The sequence below is a fragment of the Pseudomonas sp. SH10-3B genome, from assembly GCF_019891415.1.
In the GTDB taxonomy this organism is placed as follows: Bacteria; Pseudomonadota; Gammaproteobacteria; order Pseudomonadales; family Pseudomonadaceae; genus Aquipseudomonas.
In genome coordinates, this window is sequence record NZ_JAFLXD010000017.1 from 1 (window position 1) to 22635 (window position 22635).

General features: G+C 61.7%; 18 protein-coding genes and 3 tRNA genes. 19 read left to right on the forward strand and 2 right to left on the reverse strand.

The annotated features are described in order from the left end of the window. Nucleotides 1–130: 130 nt before the first annotated feature. The 7 genes from J1G35_RS14750 to J1G35_RS14780 all read left to right on the forward strand — a co-directional run bounded on the left by J1G35_RS14750 (nt 131) and on the right by J1G35_RS14780 (nt 3547). A tRNA-Glu gene (locus J1G35_RS14750) sits at nt 131–206 on the forward strand. A 49-nt stretch (nt 207–255) separates the two neighbouring features. Further along, nucleotides 256–331: transfer RNA gene (locus J1G35_RS14755), tRNA-Ala, on the forward strand. A gap of 80 nt (nt 332–411) precedes the next feature. Then, nucleotides 412–487 (forward strand) — tRNA-Glu (locus tag J1G35_RS14760). A gap of 182 nt (nt 488–669) precedes the next feature. Further along, a complete protein-coding gene (locus tag J1G35_RS14765) occupies nt 670–1209 on the forward strand; it encodes a TetR/AcrR family transcriptional regulator (RefSeq protein ID WP_053128830.1) in 540 nt (179 codons plus the stop codon). Between the two features lie 15 nt (nt 1210–1224). Then, nucleotides 1225–2058 carry an alpha/beta fold hydrolase gene (locus J1G35_RS14770; RefSeq protein ID WP_223015282.1) on the forward strand — a complete coding sequence of 278 codons (834 nt, stop codon included), beginning with the start codon at nt 1225–1227 and terminating at the stop codon, nt 2056–2058. Nucleotides 2059–2097: 39 nt separating this feature from the next. Next, nucleotides 2098–2532, forward strand: coding sequence for a thioesterase family protein (locus J1G35_RS14775; protein ID WP_053128832.1), 435 nt, complete (start codon nt 2098–2100; stop codon nt 2530–2532). A gap of 55 nt (nt 2533–2587) precedes the next feature. Then, nucleotides 2588–3547 (forward strand): tRNA-dihydrouridine synthase family protein, encoded by a 960-nt coding sequence (locus tag J1G35_RS14780; protein WP_223015283.1) that lies wholly within the window; start codon nt 2588–2590, stop codon nt 3545–3547. Between the two features lie 622 nt (nt 3548–4169). Here the strand turns inward: J1G35_RS14780 and J1G35_RS14785 are convergent. Then, nucleotides 4170–7448: an EAL domain-containing protein gene (locus J1G35_RS14785; RefSeq protein WP_223015284.1), complete on the reverse strand. Its 3279-nt coding sequence runs from the start codon at nt 7446–7448 to the stop codon at nt 4170–4172. 66 nt (nt 7449–7514) lie between these two features. Then, nucleotides 7515–8405: a LysR family transcriptional regulator gene (locus J1G35_RS14790; RefSeq protein ID WP_053128837.1), complete on the reverse strand. Its 891-nt coding sequence runs from the start codon at nt 8403–8405 to the stop codon at nt 7515–7517. Nucleotides 8406–8545: 140 nt separating this feature from the next. Here J1G35_RS14790 and leuC point away from each other — a divergent pair, with 140 nt between their 5' ends. The 12 genes from leuC to J1G35_RS14850 all read left to right on the forward strand — a co-directional run bounded on the left by leuC (nt 8546) and on the right by J1G35_RS14850 (nt 22594). After that, entirely contained in the window at nt 8546–9964 is a 1419-nt protein-coding gene (leuC, locus tag J1G35_RS14795; RefSeq protein ID WP_053128838.1) for a 3-isopropylmalate dehydratase large subunit, read from the forward strand. A 10-nt stretch (nt 9965–9974) separates the two neighbouring features. Continuing rightward, a complete protein-coding gene (gene leuD, locus J1G35_RS14800; protein ID WP_053128839.1) occupies nt 9975–10619 on the forward strand; it encodes a 3-isopropylmalate dehydratase small subunit in 645 nt (214 codons plus the stop codon). Nucleotides 10620–10746: 127 nt separating this feature from the next. Beyond that, nucleotides 10747–11511 carry a class I SAM-dependent methyltransferase gene (locus tag J1G35_RS14805; protein ID WP_223015285.1) on the forward strand — a complete coding sequence of 255 codons (765 nt, stop codon included), beginning with the start codon at nt 10747–10749 and terminating at the stop codon, nt 11509–11511. Between the two features lie 52 nt (nt 11512–11563). Continuing rightward, nucleotides 11564–12646 carry a 3-isopropylmalate dehydrogenase gene (leuB, locus tag J1G35_RS14810; RefSeq protein ID WP_017530190.1) on the forward strand — a complete coding sequence of 361 codons (1083 nt, stop codon included), beginning with the start codon at nt 11564–11566 and terminating at the stop codon, nt 12644–12646. 64 nt (nt 12647–12710) lie between these two features. Beyond that, nucleotides 12711–13823, forward strand: a complete 1113-nt coding sequence (gene asd, locus J1G35_RS14815) for an aspartate-semialdehyde dehydrogenase (protein WP_027604071.1) — start codon at nt 12711–12713, stop codon at nt 13821–13823. Between the two features lie 249 nt (nt 13824–14072). Further along, entirely contained in the window at nt 14073–15083 is a 1011-nt protein-coding gene (locus tag J1G35_RS14820; RefSeq protein ID WP_223015286.1) for an aspartate-semialdehyde dehydrogenase, read from the forward strand. Between the two features lie 163 nt (nt 15084–15246). Next, the gene (locus J1G35_RS14825; RefSeq protein ID WP_223015287.1) at nt 15247–17811 is read left to right on the forward strand and encodes a FimV/HubP family polar landmark protein; all 2565 of its coding nucleotides are present in this window, start codon (nt 15247–15249) and stop codon (nt 17809–17811) included. A 150-nt stretch (nt 17812–17961) separates the two neighbouring features. After that, nucleotides 17962–18786, forward strand: coding sequence for a tRNA pseudouridine(38-40) synthase TruA (gene truA, locus J1G35_RS14830; protein ID WP_053128844.1), 825 nt, complete (start codon nt 17962–17964; stop codon nt 18784–18786). 64 nt (nt 18787–18850) lie between these two features. Continuing rightward, entirely contained in the window at nt 18851–19483 is a 633-nt protein-coding gene (locus J1G35_RS14835; RefSeq protein WP_223015288.1) for a phosphoribosylanthranilate isomerase, read from the forward strand. 243 nt (nt 19484–19726) lie between these two features. After that, the gene (gene accD, locus J1G35_RS14840) at nt 19727–20647 is read left to right on the forward strand and encodes an acetyl-CoA carboxylase, carboxyltransferase subunit beta (RefSeq protein WP_027604076.1); all 921 of its coding nucleotides are present in this window, start codon (nt 19727–19729) and stop codon (nt 20645–20647) included. Next, on the forward strand, nt 20644–21951 hold the full coding sequence (folC, locus tag J1G35_RS14845; protein ID WP_223015289.1) for a bifunctional tetrahydrofolate synthase/dihydrofolate synthase: 1308 nt from the start codon (nt 20644–20646) through the stop codon (nt 21949–21951). The genes accD and folC overlap by 4 nt, the downstream gene beginning before the upstream one ends. Beyond that, nucleotides 21935–22594, forward strand: a complete 660-nt coding sequence (locus tag J1G35_RS14850; protein WP_027604078.1) for an SPOR domain-containing protein — start codon at nt 21935–21937, stop codon at nt 22592–22594. Before folC ends, J1G35_RS14850 begins: the two co-directional genes overlap by 17 nt. The last annotated feature ends 41 nt before the right edge of the window (nt 22595–22635 follow it).

The window sequence follows — 22635 nt, forward strand, 5'->3', positions numbered from 1 at the left end:
CGCTTGCATGGCATGCAAGAGGTCAACGGTTCGATCCCGTTTAGCTCCACCAATTTACAGGTTCAAGGTCTGGCCACACCGTCCTTGAATCGATCAGGTCTCAGCTCTGATCAGATGTACAGAAGGTTTTGTCCCCTTCGTCTAGTGGCCTAGGACACCGCCCTTTCACGGCGGTAACAGGGGTTCGAGTCCCCTAGGGGACGCCAGTTTCAACAAGCAGTTCGAAAGGTCTGCTGCGCCGCGAGGCGAAAATCCGGGGCTATAGCTCAGCTGGGAGAGCGCTTGCATGGCATGCAAGAGGTCAACGGTTCGATCCCGTTTAGCTCCACCAATTTACAGGTTCAAGGTCTGGCCACACCGTCCTTGAATCAGATCAGGTCTCAGCGCTGATCAGTTGTATAGAAGGTTTGTGTCCCCTTCGTCTAGTGGCCTAGGACACCGCCCTTTCACGGCGGTAACAGGGGTTCGAGTCCCCTAGGGGACGCCACGATTACCCGCTCTGCGGGATTTTTAAGGGTCATTCAATTATTGAATGGCCCTTTTGTTTGTCTGGCGTTTGGCCAATTCTCTCCTCTATTCCCTTCTTCTGTTCTGACCAATGGTCATGCCTGTCGCTTGCGAAATATTATTATGGTAATAATATTCAACCCATGAAAGACGGAGGCAACGATGAACGATAAAAAAGCGCAAACCCGCGAACGTATTCTGCAAGCCGCCAGCGCCGCGTTGATCCAGCGCGGCCCGGCCGAGCCGAGCGTGGGTGAAGTCATGGGCGCGGCGGGGCTGACCGTCGGTGGTTTCTACGCGCACTTTGAAAGCAAGGACGCGTTGATGCTGGAGGCGTTCAGTCAGTTGCTGGCGCAGCGCCGCGCATCAATCGACGACATGGACGACCAACTCACCGGCGAGGAGCGCCGTACCCTGGTGGCGGCTTTCTATCTTTCCCGCAAACACCGTGATTCCACTTCCCAGGCCTGCCCCTTGCCGGCAACGGTTGGCGAGATGGGGCGCTTGCCGGATGCGTTTCGCGAGGTATTGAGCGAGCACGTTGAGTTGATGGCCGCACAATTGGCCGGCAGCCCTGAAGACACCGATAAGGCCCTTGCGGACATGGCGTTGATGGTGGGTGGCCTGACTCTGGCGCGGGCGCTGGGGCCCGGCGAGTTATCGGATCGTGTAATACGTGCGGCCAAGTCAGCGGTGCGTTAACGGAGGGTTTGCATGATGGGTGCGCTGACTTGGATTCGTCGCTTCAACGGCACTGTTGGCCGTCTGGCCCCGCACGCGGTCGCCAACAAGATGCGTCGTGCCTTCATGACGCCACGCGACCTGCCACCACGCGACTGGGAACTGCCGCTGCTGGCGCAATCGGAGCGCATCACCTTGCGTTTCGGTCTGTCGGCGCTGCGCTGGGGCCAAGGCCCTGCGGTGTTGTTGATGCACGGCTGGGAAGGCCGGCCAACCCAGTTCGCCAGCCTTATCAGTGCGCTGGTGGACAACGGTTATTCCGTGATCGCCCTGGACGGTCCTGCCCATGGCCGCTCGCCGGGACGTGAAGCCCATGTGCTGCTGTTCGCCCGTGCCATGCTGGAGGCGGCTGCCGAACTGCCACCGCTGCATGCGGTGATCGGCCATTCCATGGGCGGCGCCAGTGCGATGCTGGCGGTGCAACTGGGACTGCGCACTGAGGCGTTGGTGAGCATCGCCGCACCGTCACGCTTTTTGGATGTGCTGCGCGGTTTTACCCAGATGGTCGGTCTGCCGGCGCGTGCACGCTCGGCGTTTATCCAGGAGGTGGAGTTGACCTTCGGAATGCCGCTCAAGCACTTGGATGTGGCTCACTACCAGATGAATATCCCCGGGCTGATCGTGCACGCCGAAGACGATACCTTCGTACCCGTCAAAGCTGCGCAGGCCATCCACGAAGCCTGGTTCGACAGCCGCCTTCTGCGCCTGGAGCAGGGCGGTCACCAGAAAGTGCTGGCTGATCCCCGGGTGATCGAGGGGGTGCTGGCGCTATTGGCCGGCCGTCGTTTACAGGACCGGCAAACCGCCTGATACACTCCCCAGCCGACATTAATCGACTGGGAGCAAGGCATGGGCTGGGATTTGGCAACGCCGTTTATCATCGATCTGCAGGTTGCCCCTGAAGACATCGACGGCCTGGGGCACGCCAATAACGCGGTGTACGTGTCCTGGCTGGAGCGCTGCGCCTGGCGTCATTCCCAGCGCCTGGGGCTGGACCTCACCGAGTACCGCCGCCTGGACCGCGCCATGGCGGTGGTGCGTCATGAAATCGACTACCTGGCGGCGGGCTACGAAGGCGACGAGCTGCAGCTGGCCACCTGGATCGTCGATTGGGACCAGCGCTTGAAGATGACACGTCGCTTTCAACTGGTACGCCCGCGTGACGGTGCGACCTTGCTGCGCGCGCAAACCACCTTTGTCTGCATCGAACTGTCCAGCGGTAAACCCAAACGCATGCCAGCGGAGTTTCTCGACGGTTATGGTCCCGCCCTGACAGGGGGTTAACGGTTGCCGTGGGAAACCCAGTAAACTGCGCCACGATTTTTGTTGAGTGTTTTCCATGCAAATTGCTTTGGCGCCCATGGAGGGGTTGGTCGACAACATCCTGCGGGACGTGCTGACCCGCGTGGGCGGTATCGACTGGTGCGTGACCGAGTTCATCCGCGTCAACGACCGCCTGCTTACCCCGGCGTATTTCCACAAGCTCGCCCCGGAACTGCTGCACGGTGCCCACACCGCGGCCGGCGTACCGTTGCGCGTGCAACTGCTCGGCTCCGACCCGGTGTGCCTGGCGGAAAACGCTGCCCTGGCCTGCGAGCTGGGCTCCGAGGTCATCGACCTGAACTTCGGTTGCCCCGCCAAGACAGTCAACAAGTCCCGTGGCGGTGCAGTGCTGCTCAAGGAGCCGGAGCTGCTCAATCAGATCGTCGAGCACGTGCGCCGTGCCGTGCCTGCGCATATCCCGGTGACCGCCAAGATGCGCCTGGGCTTCGACAGTCCGGATGGCGCGCTGGTGTGTGCAACGGCCCTGGCCGAAGGCGGCGCGGCGCACATTGTGGTGCATGCGCGGACCAAGACCGATGGCTACAAGCCGCCCGCCCATTGGGAGTGGATCCCGCGGGTGCAGGACGTGGTCAAGGTGCCGGTGTTCGCCAACGGGGATATCTGGAGCGTTGAGGACTGGCGCCGGTGCCGGGAAATCAGTGGCGTTGAAGACATCATGCTTGGTCGTGGCCTGGTGGCGCGCCCCGACCTGGCGCGGCAGATCGCTGCTGCTCGGGCGGGCGAAGAGGTGGTCGAAATGACCTGGGCGCAGTTGCAGCCGCTGCTTCAGGACTTCTGGGTTCAATCGGTGGCGCAATTGACTGAGCGTCAAGCGCCCGGCCGTTTGAAACAGTGGTTGGCAATGTTGACGCGCAACTATCCGCAAGCCGTAGAGTTGTTTACCGCTCTGCGTCGCGAGACTGATCTGCGGCAAGTTAGTTGTATGCTCGGTATAAAACATCCTGAGCGGGTTTAAGTTAGAGTTGGATAGCGTCTAAGTAGGCTCTGGTTGTATGAAATAACTGCTGTGAACGGTAGATAAGTACGCGCCTCTAATCATTTTAGTTAAAGGTGTTAGTGCAGAGTTAATCAGGAACTCTTTTGACGCGGTTGTTACTCAGGGGGTAGGCGGAATACAGTGACTCTATGCTGAACATTCAACAGTCATACGGACTTCCGCTTAAAACCCAGTCACTAAAGGATCGTTCCTATGTCTGACGTATCGCCGAGCAGCCGCTTTGTGCCCATGCCACTCGTAGACCCTTTCAAGGGGGTAGAAGGGAATCAACACTCCGGCGCTTCAGTTGTATCTCAAAGGATTACTTTTGGAGAGCCGGCTCAGGCGGGAGTAACTTTATCTTGTTACCCCGGCCCTCCGGCTTGTTCCACCCATCCGCCCGCTTGTTCCGCCCCAGCCCGACCTGTAAAGAAACAGGGGTTTTTTTCCAAGATCGGCGGTTTTTTTAAAAAGGCTTTTGGAAAGGTTGGCGAGGTATTCAGTGGAATCGGTAATGTACTCAGCGGAGTCGGTAACGTCCTCGGTACAATCGGCAAGATGTTGTGGGGGGCAAAATAACTGAACTCCTGATCGAGAAACATCACTTCAATAGTCGCCTGAAGTCTTCAGGTGGCAGGGGCTTGCTGTAAATGAAACCCTGGTACAAATGGCAGTCCAGCGCTTGCAGGAATGCCAGTTGTTCCGGGGTTTCCACGCCTTCGGCGATCACTTCCAGATTCAGGCTGCGGGCCATCGCCACAATCGCGCGGATGATTTCCGCATCATTGGGGTCGTGGGTCGCGTCGCGCACAAAGGACTGGTCGATCTTCAGCGCATCCACCGGCAGGCGCTTGAGGTACGTCAGCGATGAATAGCCGGTACCAAAGTCATCCATGGCGAAACTGACGCCGAGCTTTTTCAGGCGGCGCATCTTGGCCACGGTGTCGTCCAGGTTCTGAATCACGATGCCTTCGGTGATTTCCAGTTTCAGCAGGCCGTAGGGCAGTTGATGGCGCTTAAGGCTGCGCTCGACACGCTCTACAAAGTCGTTCTGGCGAAACTGCCGGGGGCTGATGTTCACGCACAGGCTGAAATTCAGCGGGTCCACCAGGCCTTCAGCAATAAACTTCGCAAAGGCGGCGCAGGCCTCATCAAGGATCCAGGTTCCCACTTCGAGGATCAGGCCGCTGTCTTCCAGCACCTTGATGAATTCGGACGGCGACTGCGCGCCAAGCTGCGGATGCTGCCAGCGCACCAGGGCCTCGGCGCCGACTATCTTGTTGCCGCGCGCATCCACCTGGGGTTGGTAATGCACGCTGAACTCGCCGCGCGACAGGGCCAGGCGCAGGTCGGTTTCCATGCGCAGGCGCTCGCTGGCGGCTTTTTGCATGCTGTTGTGGAACATCTGCGTGGCGTTGCGCCCCGAATCTTTGGCCCGGTACAGGGCGATGTCGGCACGCTTGAGCAGGTCCGCCGGGGTGGTGCCATGGTCCGGAATCAACGCCACGCCGATGCTCGGAGTGACCTGCAGGCGATGGCCATCGAGGAACATGGGTTCCGAGAGCAATTCGCGCAGGGTGTCGGCCAGTTCCTGCACCTGGGCGCTGACTTGCGCGCGGGTGCCGTCCAGACCGCTGAGCAGGACCACGAATTCGTCGCCGCCCAGGCGTGCCACCGTGTCCTCCATGCGCACGCTGGCTTCCAGGCGCGCGGTGACGATTTTGAGCACGGTGTCGCCCACCGGATGGCCAAGGGAATCGTTGATGTGCTTGAAGTGGTCGAGGTCAAGAAACAGCAAGGCGCCGCGCAGGTTATGACGCTTGAGCAGGGCTATCTGCTGGCTCAGCCGATCCATCAGCAGTGCACGGTTAGGCAGGTTGGTCAGCGGGTCGTGATAGGCCAGGTGACGGATCTGCGCCTGGGCGTTTTTCAACAGGCTCACATCCCGCGCGGTCAGCAGCAGGCATGGGGTTTCATTGAGGGTGATCGGTTCGACCGACACTTCCACCGCCAGCACTTCGCCACGCTTGTTGTGCCAGAGCATTTCCAGGTGATGGATGCGCCCCTTGATCTGCAATTCGGCGAGCAGCGCCGAGCGCTGGTTTTCATCGGCCCAGATGCCAATCTGGTACAGCGTCAGGCCGATGGCTTCTTCGGCGCGGTAGCCGGTGAGGCGGCAGAAGCCGTCGTTGACCTCCACATAACGGCCGGTATCACGCTCGGTGATGGAGATGGCGTCGGGGCTGGAATGGAAGGCTTTGGCGAATTTCTCTTCGCTGGCCTTCAGCGCGGCCTCCGAGCGTTGTTGCTGGGTAATGTCGCGCAGGGTGGTGACGATGCACGGTTGATCGCCCACTTTGATCAACCGGCTGGAAATCATGCAGGTCAGGGTTTGGCCGTTCTTGTGGTGCACCACGATGGCCACATTGCTCAGCGCCTGATCGCGGATCACCTGTTCGATGCGCTGCAGGCGCTTGCTTGACTCGTCCCACAGGCCGATCTGCTCGGCGCTCTTGTCGATCACCTCGGTCGCCGTCCAGCCAAACGTCTGGGTAAAGGCAGGGTTGATCTCGATGAACGCGCCGCTGTCCAGGCCAGTGACACAGATGGGATCGGGGCTGGCCTGGAACAGGCTGGCGAATTTTTCTTCGGAGGCGGTCAGGCGTTGCTCACGCTCCACCTGGTCGGTGATGTCCAGCAGGGTGCCGGCCATGCGTATCGGTGCGCCTTGCTCGTCGCGGTAGAGGCGGGCGCGGCTTTCCAGGTAGCGCGAGCTGCCGTCTTCCAGTTGCACGCGGTAAGTCAGCTGATAATTGCCGGCCGGGCCTTCGCGCAGGGTGCGATAAGCGTTGCGCATGTTCTCGCGCTCTTGCTTGGGCATGCCCTCGAAAAACGCTTCGAAGGATTCATGGAACGGCTCGGGTGGCAGGCCGTGCAGTTGCGCGGCGCGGGCCGAACCGTAGAGCATGCCGGTGGGAATATGCCAGTCCCAGGTACCCAGTTGCGCCGAGTCAAGGGCCAGGTCCAGGCGCTCCTGGCTGTCCTTCAGGGCCTGCTCGGCGTTTTTCCGTTCGGTCGTGTCGAGAAAGGTGCTGATCAAGTAGGCCTCGCCGTCCAGCTCGACCTTTTGCGCACTGAGGGTGCCATCGTGGATCTGGCCGTTGCTGGCGCAGAACTGCACTTCCATGGTGATGGGTTCGCCCTTGCGCTGGGTCGCCTTGACCAGCAGGGCGCGCTGTTCGGGGTGCCGCCACAGGCCCAGGTCCAAGGTGGTGCGGCCGATCGCATCGGTCAACGGCCAGCCGAAGAGCATCTCGAAATACTGATTGGCTTCGCTGATCAGTCCGTCGGACTGGCGGGTCAGCAACACCATGTTCGGGCACAGGTGAAACAACGTGGCGAAGCGTTTTTCGGAATGGCTGAGGGCGTGTTCCCGCTCGCGTTGGCGAGTGGTCTCGCGGATCACGCCGATCATGCGGCGTCGGCCAGCCTTGTCCGGTGCCAGGCTGCCATTGATCTCCAGCCAGTGATGAGTGCCGTCCGGCCATTGGATGTGATGGTGCATGGCCTGCTCGAACGGCTCGCCGGCCAGCACCGCATGAAAGGCTCGCACTACCCGGGCCCGATCCGACGGCGCCAGCAGGTCGAGGTAATCGAGGTCCTTGGGCAGCGGTTGGCGCGGGTCGAAGCCGAACAGCGCCTGGGTACCCCGTGACCAGCTTATTCTTCCGGTGTCGATTTCCCAGCACCACGCCCCCAGCCGCGCAGCATTGAGGGCTGCCAGCAGTTGCGGGGCACTGTCCCAGCTTTGTTCCGCCTGTTGAGGGTCTAGGGCGTAAATGCGGGGCAGGGGTGGCACAGGGTCGACGGGGTTGCGCATTATCAAAGGGCCTTGGCTCGATGGGCAAACAACGCGGTTTTACTCACAACCTGAGGCCGCACAGCGTCATGCCGGTACCGCTGGCAGATCCTCCTGTGCATCCAATAGGCTCATGAAGGCCCGCGCAGCGTTCGACAGCGTCCTTTCGGTGTGCACGATATAGCCTAGCTGGCGACTGAGTTGTATGCCTGGCAAAGCGATACTTGCCACCTGATCATCAAGCATGGTGCGCGGCAAGACGCTCCAGGCCAGGCCGATGGAGACCATCATCTTGATGGTTTCCAGGTAGTTAGTACTCATCGCGATGTTTGGCGTAAGGCCCTGGGCCTCGAACAGTCGGCTGACAATATGGTGGGTGAAGGTATTGCCGCCAGGGAAAACCGCCGGGTGGCCGGCAATATCGGCCAGGCTGACGCTGCCGTTGCCGGTGAGGCTGTGCTCCGGCGCCACCACGAAATCCAGCGGGTCGTCCCACACCGGGGTGGCACGCACCAGGTTGTGCGGATCGGGCGCCAGGGTGATCACTGCCACTTCGGCGCGGCCGTGGAGGATTTCTTCGTAGGCCACTTCTGAATCAAGAAACTGAATATCCAGCGCCACGTTCGGGTATTGCCGGGTGAAGGTGCGCAGGACCGGTGGCAAACGGTGCAGGCCAATATGGTGGCTGGTCGCCAGAGTGAGGCGGCCGCTGACTTCGCCGGTAAGGTTGGTGAGGGCGCGGCGGGTGTCATCCAGCACGTTAAGGATCTGATAAGCACGCGGCAGCAGGGCCCGTCCCGCTTCGGTCAAGCCGACCTCACGGCCCAGGCGATCAAACAGGCGCACCTTCAATTGTTGCTCCAGGCCGGCAATACGTTTGCTGATGGCTGGTTGGGTCAGGTGCAGGCGTTCACCCGCGCCGGAGAAACTGCCGGTCTCGGCGATGGCAATAAAGGCGTTGAGGTTGGCCAGGTCCATTGTGGTATTCCAGTTGGTAATCCAAAGCATAAAAAATATGAATTTGAGTTATTTAATGTAGCGCCATACCATCAGCCTCACAAGCCAAAGGGTTATTGAAAAGCCCGGCGCATAGAAATACCGCTGATGAGGACCGACTGATGGCCGGCAAAACGCTTTACGACAAGCTTTGGGATTCCCATGAAGTGAAACGGCGCGACGATGGTTCGTCGCTGATCTATATCGACCGTCACATCATCCATGAAGTGACCTCGCCCCAAGCGTTCGAAGGCCTGCGACTGGCCGGGCGCAAGCCTTGGCGCGTCGACTCGATCATCGCCACCCCGGACCACAACGTGCCGACCACCCCGGAGCGCAAGGGCGGGATCGACGCCATTGTCGACACCGTGTCGCGCCTGCAGGTGCAGACTCTCGACGATTACTGTGACGAATATGGCATCACCGAATTCAAGATGAATGACGTGCGTCAAGGCATCGTGCATGTCATCGGCCCGGAGCAGGGCGCCACCTTGCCGGGCATGACCGTGGTCTGCGGCGACTCCCACACCTCCACCCACGGTGCGTTCGGCGCCCTGGCCCACGGCATCGGCACCTCCGAGGTGGAACATGTGTTCGCCACCCAGTGCCTGGTCGCCAAGAAGATGAAGAACATGCTGGTACGCGTCGAAGGCAAGTTGCCGTTCGGCGTGACCGCCAAGGACATCGTGCTCGCCGTCATCGGCAAGATCGGCACCGCCGGCGGTAACGGCCATGCCATCGAATTCGCCGGCAGCGCCATTCGCGACCTGTCCATCGAAGGCCGCATGACCATCTGCAACATGTCCATCGAAGCCGGTGCCCGCGTGGGCATGGTGGCAGCGGACGAGAAAACCGTTGAGTACGTAAAAGGCCGTCCTTTCGCTCCGGCTGGCGCCGATTGGGACGCTGCAGTTGAAGCCTGGAAAGACCTGGTGTCCGACGCCGATGCGGTGTTTGACACCGTGGTCGAACTCGACGCTGCCCAGATCAAGCCGCAAGTCAGCTGGGGCACCTCGCCGGAAATGGTCCTGGCCGTCGACCAGAACGTGCCGGACCCGGCGCAGGAGGCCGACCTGGTCAAGCGCGGTTCCATTGAGCGCGCCCTGAAGTACATGGGCTTGAAGGCCAACCAGGCGATCACCGACATCCAGTTGGATCGCGTGTTCATCGGTTCCTGCACCAACTCGCGGATCGAAGACCTGCGCGCTGCGGCGGTGATCGCCAAGGGCCGTAAAGTCGCCTCGACCATCAAGCAGGCCATCGTGGTCCCGGGCTCAGGCCTGGTTAAAGCCCAGGCCGAAGCCGAAGGCCTGGACAAGATCTTCCTCGAAGCCGGTTTTGAATGGCGTGAGCCGGGCTGCTCGATGTGCCTGGCGATGAACCCGGATCGCCTGGAGTCGGGCGAGCATTGCGCGTCCACCTCCAACCGTAACTTCGAAGGGCGTCAGGGCGCCGGTGGCCGTACCCACCTGGTGAGCCCGGCCATGGCCGCTGCGGCTGCCGTCAACGGTCGTTTCATCGACGTTCGCGAATTGATCTGAGGAAAACCCGATGAGAGCTTTTACCCAACACACCGGTTTGGTCGCGCCGTTGGACCGTGCCAACGTCGACACCGACCAGATCATCCCCAAGCAGTTCTTGAAGTCGATCAAGCGCACCGGTTTCGGCCCCAACCTGTTCGACGAGTGGCGCTACCTGGACGTGGGCTACGCCTACCAGGACAACTCCAAGCGCCCGCTGAACAAGGACTTCGTGCTCAACGCCGAGCGCTACCAAGGCGCCAGCGTGTTGCTGGCCCGGGAAAACTTCGGTTGCGGCTCCAGCCGCGAGCACGCGCCGTGGGCCCTGGAAGAATATGGCTTTCGCAGCATCATCGCGCCGAGCTATGCCGACATCTTCTTCAACAACAGCTTCAAGAACGGCCTGTTGCCGATCATCTTGAGCGATGCGCAAGTGGATGAGCTGTTCAAGGCGGTGGAAGCCGATGTGGGTTACCAACTGACCATCGACCTGGCCGCGCAAACCGTGACCCGTCCGGACGGCAAGGTGTACCACTTTGAAGTGGACGCCTTCCGCAAACATTGCCTGATCAACGGTCTGGACGATATCGGCCTGACCTTGCAGGACGGCGATGCGATTGCCGCGTTTGAAGCCAAGCACCGGGCGAGCCAGCCTTGGTTGTTTCGCGACGCCTAAATTGATGTAGGCAGGACCGCCGCCATCGAGGGCAAGCCCCCTCCCACAGGGGAACGCATTCCAAATGTGGGAGGGGGCTTGCCCCCGATGAGGCCAGTGTTAACAACACACACCCAGGGGAAACACCATGACCAACACCGCCCACACCCAAGTCGTGCAAAAACAATTCGGCGAGCAAGCCTCGGCCTACCTGAGCAGTGCCGTGCACGCCCAAGGCACCGAATTCGCGCTGCTCCAGGCCGAGCTGGCCGGGCAGGGCGCTGCGCGACTGCTGGACCTGGGCTGCGGTGCTGGTCATGTGAGTTTCCATGTGGCGCCGCTGGTCAAGGAAGTGGTGGCCTACGACCTGTCCCAGCAGATGCTCGACGTAGTCGCTGGCGCCGCAGCGGATCGTGGCCTGGACAATATCCGCACCGTACACGGCGCGGCCGAGCGCCTGCCGTTCGCCGATGGCGAATTCGACTTCGTGTTCAGCCGTTATTCGGCGCACCATTGGAGCGACCTCGGCGTGGCCCTGCGCGAAGTGCGCCGCGTGCTCAAGCCGGGCGGCGTGGCGGCGTTTGTCGATGTCTTGTCACCGGGCAGCCCGCTGTTGGACACTTACCTGCAAACCGTCGAAGTGCTGCGCGACACCAGCCACGTGCGTGACTACTCCGCCGCCGAGTGGATGCGCCAGCTCAGCGAAGCCGGTTTGCATGTGCGCAGCAGCAGTCGCCAGCGCCTGCGCCTGGAATACACCTCGTGGGTCGAACGTATGCGCACACCGCCAGCGCTGCGCGCCGCGATCCTGGAGTTGCAGCAGGCGATGGGCCAGGAAGTGCGTGATTACTACGAGATTCAAGCCGACGGCACCTTCAGCACCGACGTGCTGGTGGTATGGGCCGAACGCTGATTAATTTTCCCGACCTGCCCACGGGCAGGTCGCTCGATGAAATGAGGAACCCATGAGCAAGCAGATTCTGATTCTCCCCGGCGACGGTATTGGTCCGGAAATCATGGCCGAAGCGGTCAAGGTCCTGGAACTCGCCAACAGCAAGTACAGCCTGGGCTTCGAACTGAGCCACGACGTGATCGGCGGCGCTGCCATCGACAAGCACGGCGTGCCCCTGGCCGACGAAACCCTGGACCGCGCCCGCGCCGCCGACGCGGTACTGCTGGGCGCCGTGGGTGGCCCGAAGTGGGACAAGATCGAGCGTGACATCCGCCCTGAGCGCGGCCTGCTGAAAATCCGCGCGCAGTTGGGCCTGTTCGGCAACCTGCGCCCGGCGATCCTCTACCCGCAACTGGCCGATGCTTCGAGCCTCAAGCCGGAAGTGGTCGCGGGCCTGGACATCCTGATCGTGCGTGAACTGACCGGCGGCATCTACTTCGGCTCGCCACGCGGCGTGCGTGAGTTGGAGAATGGTGAGCGCCAGGCCTACGACACCCTGCCGTACAGCGAGAGTGAAATCCGCCGTATCGCCCGTGTCGGTTTCGACATGGCCCGCGTGCGTGGCAAGAAGGTCTGCTCGGTGGACAAGGCCAACGTCCTGGCGTCCAGCCAACTGTGGCGTGAAATCGTCGAGGAAGTGGCCAAGGACTACCCGGACGTCGAGCTGAGCCACATGTACGTCGACAACGCCGCCATGCAATTGGTCCGTGCGCCGAAGCAGTTCGACGTGATCGTCACCGACAACCTGTTCGGCGACATCCTGTCCGACCAGGCCTCGATGCTCACAGGTTCCATCGGCATGCTGCCGTCGGCGTCCCTGGACACCAACAACAAGGGCATGTACGAGCCTTGCCACGGCTCGGCGCCGGACATCGCGGGCCAGGGCATTGCCAACCCGCTGGCGACCATCCTGTCGGTCTCGATGATGCTGCGCTACAGCTTCAACCTGAGCGACGCGGCGGACGCGATCGAGAAGGCCGTGAGCCTTGTGCTGGACCAGGGCTTGCGCACCGGCGACATCTGGTCGCAGGGTTGCACCAAGGTCGGTACGCAAGAAATGGGCGACGCAGTAGTCGCCGCGCTGCGGAATCTGTAATCTCTCGGGCCCGCTTGCAGTTGTTGCTGCAAGGCGGCCCACTTTTTAACAAGGTGTAGTTGCGATGAAACGTGTAGGTCTGATCGGTTGGCGCGGTATGGTCGGTTCCGTGCTCATGCAGCGGATGCTGGAAGAGCAGGATTTCGATCTTATTGAGCCGGTGTTTTTCACCACTTCGAACGTAGGTGGCCAAGGGCCGTCCGTGGGCAAGGATATTGCCCCGCTCAAGGACGCCTACAGCATTGAAGAGCTGAAAACCCTCGACGTGATCCTGACCTGCCAGGGTGGCGACTACACCAGCGAAGTCTTCCCCAAGCTGCGTGAAGCCGGCTGGCAGGGTTACTGGATCGACGCCGCGTCGAGCCTGCGCATGCAGGACGACGCCGTGATCATCCTCGACCCGGTCAACCGCAAGGTCATCGACCAGCAATTGGATGCCGGCACCAAGAACTACGTCGGCGGCAACTGCACCGTCAGCCTGATGCTGATGGGCCTGGGCGGCCTGTTCGAAGCCGGCCTGGTCGAGTGGATGAGCGCCATGACCTATCAGGCAGCTTCCGGCGCTGGCGCGCAGAACATGCGTGAGCTGATCAAGCAGATGGGCGCGACCCACGCCGCTGTCGCCGATCAACTGGCTGACCCGGCCAGCGCGATCCTCGACATCGACCGCCGTGTGGCCGAAGCCATGCGCAGCGATGCCTACCCGACCGAGAACTTCGGCGTGCCGCTGGCCGGCAGCCTGATCCCGTGGATCGACAAAGAACTGCCGAACGGCCAGAGCCGCGAAGAGTGGAAGGCCCAGGCCGAGACCAACAAGATCCTCGGTCGCTTCAAGAGCCCGATCCCGGTGGATGGCATCTGCGTGCGCATCGGCGCCATGCGTTGCCACAGCCAGGCGCTGACCATCAAGCTGAACAAAGACGTGCCGATCGCCGATATCGAAGGGCTGATCAGCCAGCACAACCCGTGGGTCAAGCTGGTGCCGAACAACCGCGACATCAGCATGCAGGAGCTGAGCCCGACCAAGGTCACTGGCACCCTGAATGTACCGGTGGGCCGTCTGCGCAAGCTGAACATGGGCACCCAGTACCTGGGCGCGTTTACTGTCGGCGACCAGTTGCTGTGGGGCGCGGCCGAGCCGCTGCGTCGCATGCTGCGGATTTTGCTGGAGCGTTGATCGCTTGAGGCAATAAGAGAAACCCGCGTTCTGGTGACAGGCGCGGGTTTTTTATTGTTCTTTCGGGCGCTATCGGGGGCAAGCCCCCTCCCACAGTGAACAGCATTTCAACGTTGGAATTCGGTCGAATGTGGGAGGGGGCTTGCCCCCGATAGCGCCATCAGCCACACCACAAGCCCCAGGTTAATTGCCTCACCCCCAGTCACCCGGTAAAGTGCCGCTCCCCCCGCAATGCCCGAGGCAGCCCCCATGACCCAGACCTTTGAAATTGCCGTGATCGGCGCCACCGGTACGGTGGGTGAAACGTTGGTGCAGATCCTCGAAGAACTGGCTTTTCCGGTGGGGACCCTCTACCTGCTGGCCGGTAATAATTCGGCAGGGGCTTCGGTGCCGTTTCGGGGCAAGAACGTGCGGGTCAAGGAAGTCGATGAGTTCGATTTCAGCAAGGCGCAATTGGCCTTCTTCGCAGCAGGCCCGGCGGTTACCCTGAGCTTCGCGCCGCGTGCCGTGGCGGCGGGCTGTTCGGTCATCGACTTGTCGGGCGCCTTGCCCGCCGAGCAGGCCCCCCAGGTGGTGCCGGAAGCCAACGCCCATATCCTTAAAGGCATGAAAAAGCCCTTCCAGCTCGGCAGCCCGAGCCCATCCGCGACCAACCTGGCAGTGGTGCTGGCACCGTTGCGCGGCGTGTTGGACATCCAGCGGGTCAACGTCACTGCCAATCTGGCGGTGTCTGCCCAAGGCCGCGAAGCGGTCAGCGAATTGGCCCGTCAGACTGCCGAGCTGTTGAATGTGCGCCCTTTGGAGCCAACATTCTTTGACCGGCAAATGGCCTTCAACCTGTTGGCACAAGTCGGCACGCCAGACGCCCAAGGTCATACAGCCCTGGAGAAACGTCTCGTACACGAACTTCGCGCGGTACTGGAAACTCCTTTGCTAAAGATTTCCGCAACTTGCGTTCAAGCCCCGGTGTTTTTTGGCGATAGCCTGACTGTGTCATTGCAACTGGGCGCGGCGGTCGATCTTGCCGCCGTCAATCGCGCATTGGAGGCCGCACCGGGTATCGAGCTGGTCGAAGAGGGCGATTACCCGACAGCCGTGGGCGATGCGGTGGGCCAGGATGTGGTGTATGTCGGTCGGGTTCGCGCCGGAGTGGACGACCCGGCGGAACTAAATTTGTGGCTGACGTCAGATAACGTACGCAAGGGGGCGGCCCTGAATGCCGTGCAACTGGCGCAGTTGTTGATAAAAGGCCTTGTGTAAAAGATACTTGGCGGCAATTTGTAGATTGATTCTAACCAAGCGCTATGCTTGGCCCCAAGCAGGAACAGTTGCGCGTCGGTGACCTATCGGCTCGCCATGCCTTATGGCAAGCGGTTACCAACCTTCTCGCAGGCCGGGGAGTGTTCAAACAAAGGATGAGGCTATGGTTCAAGTTCGCAAACTGGTGTTAGCAATAGCGGCCGCCTCGGCGCTGTCCTCCGGTATGGCGCAAGCGCTGCAGCTGGGGGAGATGACCCTCAAGTCGAAGTTGAACCAGCCGTTGTCGGTGGAAATCGAATTGCTCGATGTCGGTGGTCTCACGGCGTCCGAGATCACCCCGAGCCTGGCTTCATCCCAGGCATTTGTGGATGCGGGCGTTGATCGCCAGGCGTTTCTCAATGACCTGACGTTTACCCCGGTCATCAATCCCAGTGGTCGCAGTGTGGTGCGCGTCACCTCCAGCAAGCCGCTGCCGGATTCCTACGTACGTTTCCTGCTGCAAGTGCAATGGCCTAATGGCCGTTTGATGCGCGACTACAGTGTGTTGCTCGACCCGGCCAAGTTCGACCAATCTGCGTCCACCCCAGCAGCACCTGCACCGCGCGTGGGAACGCCGGCCAGCCCGGCGCCGGCGGTGAGCAAGCCGGCGCAGCACACCACCACCTCGCGCGACACCCTGTGGGAAATTGCCCAGAAGCATCGCAACGGTGGCTCGGTGCAGCAGACCATGCTGGCCATCCAGGCGCTCAACCCCGGCGCCTTTGTCGACGGCAATATCAACCGCCTGAAAACCGGCCAGGTGCTACGCCTGCCAGACACGGTGCAAAGCACAGCGTTGCCGCAACCTCAAGCGATCGCCGAAGTGACTGCACAGAATGCCGCATGGCGCCAGGGTCGACGCGCGGCCAGCAATCAGGCGGCGGGCAAGCAGCAACTGGACGCCACCCGGCGCACCCAGGCCGGCAACGCACCGTCGACCACCAATACCCAGGACAATTTGAGCCTGGTCTCGGCCGAAGCGGCCAAGAAGGGCGGCAAGGGCAAGGCCGCTGACAGTCAGGTCCTCAGCGACAAGCTGGCGATGACCCAGGAGCAACTGGACACCACTCGCCGTGATAACGACGAACTCAAGAGCCGTGCGGCAGATCTGCAAAGCCAGTTGGATAAACTGCAGAAGCTGATTCAACTGAAGAACGATCAATTGGCCCGTTTGCAGGCCGAAAAGGCTGACCCGGCCGCCCCGGCGACGGCGGCGATGCCCGCACAGTTGGCCGCCGCTCCGGCAACCGCTCCGGCGGCGCCTGCCGAGCCGGCCACCGCGCCAACGCCGGCCGCCCCGGCCGCGCAAGCAGCGGAGGAGGCCAAGCCGGTCGCAGCACCTGATAGCACGGAAGGCAAGTTCAATGACCTGCTGACCAACCCGGTTGTCCTCGGCGTGATCGGCGGCGCGGCTGGCCTTGTAGTGTTGTTGCTCCTCCTGCTGTGGGCGCGCCATCGCAACGCCCGCCGTGAACAGGAAAAGCACTTGCGCATGGCGCGGGCGCTGGCTGAAGAACCGGAATTTACCTCAAGTATCGAACAGGACCTGCCGTCGGACAGCTTCGAAGGCCTTGAAGTACCGCCGCCGAACGTCAAGCTGGCAGCCACTCCGGCACCTGCTCCGGTGGTTGCGCCGGCAGTGGCGGTTCCGACGGTTGCCTCCGTGCTGGCACCGCTGGCCGCTGCCGTGGCCCCGCAAAACGCCAACGATGCACTGGCTCAGGCCCAGTCCCATATCGATCGTGGCCATCTGAACCAGGCTGCCGACGTGCTCGAACAAGCGATCAAGCACGAGCCCAAGCGCAGCGACCTGCGTTTGAAGCTGATGGAAATCTATGGCCTGCAAGGCGACAAGGACGGTTTCGTCACCCAGGAGCGCCAACTGGTGGCCAATGGTGAAAACCATGCCCAGGTCGAGCAGCTCAAGTCGCGCTTTCCTGCGATGGCCGTATTGGCGGCGGGCGTCAGTGCAGCGGTTGCCGCAGCAGCGCTTGACGCTCAATACGTCAAGGACCTGCTGGAAGACAAGCCAGCGGCCCCGGCCCCCGAGCCTGCTGCACTCGACACCGATTTCGATCTGAGCCTGGATGAGCTGGAAGCGGCTTCACCGGCCAACCTGGATGACGAGAAGACGTTTGCAGCCCTCCTGGCGCAGCAATCCGCACCCGAGGCGGACGAGGAAAGCCTGTCGGACTTCGACCTGGATCTGCAGCTCGATACCCCGGCGTCGGGGCAATCCGACGACGATTTCCTTTCCGGTCTAGAGGATCAGATGAAGGACGCGGCGGCGGTCGAGCCACCGACGCTGACACCGGCGGCACTGGATGACTTCGATTTGCCGGAGGATTTCGATCTGTCCCTGGCGGACGAACCGGACGCAGCCGCCAAGCCTGATGCCTTTGCTTCGGAGCTGGACGATGTCAACGCCGAGCTGGATCGTCTGTCCCAGAGCCTGGAGCATCCACCCATCGAGCCGTCTTTCACTGCTGAAGATGCGGCCTTGGACAGCGATGAGCCGGAGTTCGATTTCCTGTCTGGCACCAATGAAGTCGCCACCAAGCTGGACCTGGCCCAGGCCTATATCGACATGGGCGATGTGGACGGCGCGCGAGACATCCTTTCGGAAGTGCTGACTGAAGGTGACGAGGTACAGCGCGGCGAGGCCAAGGAAATGCTCGGCAAAATCTGAGGGTTGGTGCAAGTCCAGTGTGGGAGGGGCGGTTGGCGTCAATCCCTAACAAAAGCGCACACCCCGCGACTGCCGCACTTATAATAGCCGCCTTTGCGTAACTCATCAGGCTCTCAGTTCTTGGCAAATATAGATAACCCGGCCGCCGAAATGGCGGCCGCTGGCTTTTACCGCATCGCCCTGGGCGTGGAATACAAGGGTTCGCGCTATCGCGGCTGGCAGCGCCAGGCGTCGGGCGTGCTGACGGTGCAGGAAACCCTGGAAAAGGCCCTTTCCAAAGTCGCCGATTCGCCGGTATCGCTGATGTGCGCCGGGCGTACAGATGCCGGCGTGCATGCCTGCGGTCAAGTGGTGCACTTCGATACCCAGGCCGAACGCACGATGAAGGCGTGGGTGATGGGCGCCAATATCAATTTGCCCCACGACGTCAGCGTCAGTTGGGCCAAGGTCATGCCGGCGCACTTTCACGCGCGCTTCAAGGCCATCGCCCGGCGTTATCGCTACGTGATCTACAACGACCAGATCCGCCCGGCGCACCTTAACGAAGAAATTACCTGGAACCACCGCCCGCTGGATGCCGAGCGCATGGCCGAAGCTGCGCAGCACCTGGTAGGCGTGCATGATTTCAGCGCCTTCCGTGCCGGCCAGTGCCAGGCTAAGTCGCCGATCAAGGAAGTCCATCACCTGCGGGTGACCCGTCACGGCAAGATGATCGTGCTGGATATCCGCGCCGGGGCTTTCCTGCATCACATGGTGCGCAACATTGCCGGTGTTTTGATGACCATCGGCACTGGTGAACGCCCGGTGGAGTGGGCCAGGGAAGTGCTGGAAAGTCGTGTCCGCCGTACGGGCGGCGTCACGGCGCATCCGTTTGGCCTGTACCTGGTGGATGTGGAGTACCGCGACGAGTTTGAACTGCCGCAACGCTTCATCGGCCCACACTTCCTCACAGGTTTCAGCGAACTTGGCGGCTGACGCCCGGAAAAGCTTTTGTTACCATCCGGGACTTTCTCGGTCCCACCCCTGAGGTTTCTACGACATGTCCGTCGTTCGCAGCAAGATTTGCGGGATTACCCGCATAGAAGACGCGCTGGCGGCAGTCGAGGCGGGGGCGGATGCCATCGGTCTGGTGTTTTATGCCAGGAGCCCGAGGGCGGTGAATGTGTTGCAGGCGCGGGCGATCATCGCCGCATTGCCGCCATTCGTGACCACCGTGGGTTTGTTCGTCAACGCCAGCCGCTGCGAACTCAATGAAACCCTGGATGCCGTGCAACTGGATATGCTGCAGTTTCACGGTGACGAAACCCCCGACGAATGTGAAAGCTACCAACGCCCGTATATCAAGGCGCTGCGGGTCAAGGCGGGTGATGATATCGCGGGTGCCTGTGCTGCCTATTCCAGCGCGCGTGGCATTCTGCTGGACACCTATGTCGAAGGCGTACCCGGTGGTACCGGCGAAGCGTTCGATTGGTCGCTGATTCCCGCGCAACTGAGCAAACCGATCATCCTTGCCGGTGGGCTCAATCCCGCGAATGTAGCGGCGGCCATTGAGCAGGTTCGGCCGTATGCCGTGGATGTCAGTGGTGGGGTGGAGCAAAGCAAGGGCATCAAGGATCACAGCAAGATTCGCGCATTCATGCAGGCCGTGCGCAACAGCAGTGGCGGGATGTGACGGCTGGCAGTCTGCCGCCGTCCATAACTACCACTGTGTAAAACAGCCCGGCGTCGCCTGAGGGAGGCCCGGAAATGAAGTGGCAACCTGCACTGGCAGGCTGTCTGGAAGGCTGAGGATGCAGGCTGGGAATGGCAGGTCGAACGTCTGACCCCGTCCAACCTGCGTCATCGCCACATATGAATTTAGCTCAAGGGCATACGCGGGGCTGTGTTCAAGCCACCGGTACTGGAGAAAGAAAGCATGAGCAACTGGTTAGTAGACAAACTGATCCCTTCGATCATGCGTTCCGAGGTGAAGAAAAGCTCGGTTCCTGAAGGTCTGTGGCACAAGTGCCCATCCTGCGACGCGGTGTTGTACCGCCCCGAGCTGGAAAAGACCCTGGACGTTTGCCCCAAGTGCAACCACCACATGCGTATTGGCGCCCGCGCCCGCATCGACATCTTCCTTGACGCCGACGGCCGCAACGAGCTGGGCGCTGACCTGGAGCCGGTGGACCGCCTCAAGTTCCGCGACGGCAAGAAGTACAAGGACCGCCTGACCGCTGCGCAAAAGCAGACCGGCGAGAAAGACGCGCTGATCTCGGTCAGCGGCAAGCTGCTCGGCATGCCGGTGGTGGTCTCGGCGTTCGAGTTCTCCTTCATGGGCGGCTCCATGGGCGCCATCGTCGGCGAGCGCTTCGTGCGCGCCGCCAACTACGCCCTGGAAAATCGTTGCCCGATGATCTGCTTCGCCGCCTCCGGTGGTGCGCGCATGCAGGAAGCCCTGATCTCCCTGATGCAAATGGCCAAGACCTCTGCGGTATTGGCGCGTCTGCGCGAAGAGGGCATCCCGTTCATCTCCGTACTGACCGACCCGGTCTACGGCGGCGTTTCCGCCAGTTTGGCAATGCTGGGTGATGTGATCGTCGGCGAGCCAAAGGCCCTGATCGGCTTTGCCGGCCCGCGCGTGATCGAGCAGACCGTGCGCGAAAAGCTGCCGGAAGGCTTCCAGCGCAGCGAGTTCCTGCTGGAACACGGCGCAATCGACCTGATCATCCCGCGCGGCGAGCTGCGCCCACGCCTGGGCAGCCTGCTGGCACAAATGATGGGCCTGCCGACACCGGTTTACGTCGCGCCTAAAGTCGAGCCAATCGTTGTGCCGCCGGTGCCTGCGAACCTATGACCCAACGTACCCTGGGCGAATGGCTCGCCTACCTTGAGCAGTTGCATCCGTCCGCCATCGACATGGGCCTGGAGCGCTCGCAACAGGTAGCGGCCCGCCTTGGGTTGGGCCGGCCCGCACCGCGCGTGATCACGGTGACCGGCACCAACGGCAAAGGCTCAACCTGCGCCTTTGTTGCCGCGCTGCTGCAAGCCCAAGGGCTGAAAGTCGGCGTGTACAGCTCGCCGCATCTGCTGCGTTACAACGAGCGGGTGCAACTCAATGGCGTCGAAGCCACTGATGAGCAACTCTGCGAAGCCTTCGCCGCACTCGATGCCGGGCGGGGCGAGATTTCCCTGACTTACTTCGAAATGGGCACCCTGGCGGCGTTCTGGCTGTTCGAGCGTGCGCAACTGGATGTGGTCGTATTGGAAGTGGGCCTGGGTGGGCGCCTGGACACGGTCAACGTGGTCGATGCGGATCTGGCGCTGGTCACCAGTATTGGCGTGGATCATGTTGATTACCTGGGTGATACCCGCGAGTCCGTGGCCTATGAAAAGGCCGGGATCTTCCGCCAGGGCAAGCCTGCGCTGTGCGGTGACCTGGATCCGCCACAGCCCTTGCTGGACAAGGTGCGTGAGCTGGACTGCGGGTTTTTCCTGCGTGGCCGCGAATTCAATCTTGAGATCGGTGATCAGCACTGGCAATGGCGCGGTCGGGATGCGCGTGGGCTGGATGTAGAGCTGCGCGATCTGCCCTTGCTGAATCTGCCGATGGAAAACGCCGCGCTCGCGCTGCAAGCCTATCTGTTGCTGGACTTGCCTTGGCATGCTGAGCAGATTGCGGCGACTTTGCTGGCGACCCGCGTGGTGGGGCGTCTGGATCGTCGTGCGTTCGACTGGCACGGCAAGCGCCTGAACCTGCTGCTGGATGTGGGGCATAACCCCCATGCGGCGCAATACCTGGTACAACGCCTGACGCGCACACCGCCGGTGGGGCGTCGTCTCGCTGTATTCGGTTTGCTCGCCGACAAGGACCTGGAGGGTGTGGTTGCACCGCTGCTGGGCAGCGTCCAGGCTTGGGCGGTCGCGCCGCTGGATACGCCCCGTAGCCGTCCGGCCCATGAGCTTGAGATCGCGTTACAGAACCTTGGTGCGCCCGTGACGTCGTATGCAAGCGTGACTGCTGCCCTGGAAGCCCAGTGTGCGGTGGCGACGGCCGAGGACGAGATTCTGTTGTTCGGATCATTTTATTGTGTTGCCGAGGCGCTTGAGTGGTTGGCCCGGCGCTCCACGGAGGAAGCTGCACATGGCATTACTGGATAGCGCATACAAGCAGCGAATGGTTGGAGCCCTGGTGCTGGTGGCATTGGCGGTGATTTTCCTGCCGATGCTGTTTTCCCGCCAGGACGAGCAGCGCCAGGTGGTCGTTGAGGCTCCGGCTGCGCCCCAGGCGCCGGCGGTGCCGCAGGTGCAGGTCGAGCCGGTGGTGGTGCCTGAGCCGCAGGCGTTGCCGGAAGAAGAGCCGGTGCCGACCGATGATGAGGTGGCCGCGCAGCAGGCGCCGTCGATGCCGGTGCAGCCAAGCGTGCCGGTGGTCAAGCCGACACCTGCTCCGGCGGTCGCCGCCAAGCCAGCGACGCCTGCGCCTGCGCCCAAACCTGTAGCGCCACAGCCTGCCGCGCCGGGCAAGCCGGACGTGGGGCAGAGTCGTATCGATCCGAATGGCTTGCCGATCAGTTGGTCGATCCAGGTGGCCAGCCTGGGCAATCGCGAAGGCGCCGACGCTTTGCAGAAGAAGCTGCGTGCCCAGGGTTACAACGCCTACATCCGTAGCGCTGACGGCAAGAACCGCGTGTTTATCGGGCCGCTGATCGAGCGCGCCGAGGCGGATCGGCTGCGGGATTTGCTGGACCGTCAGCAAAACCTGAAGGGCTTCGTGACCCGCTTCCAGCCTGAGCGCGGCTGAGTCCGTGGAATGCAATCCAATGTGGGAGGGGGCAAGCCCTT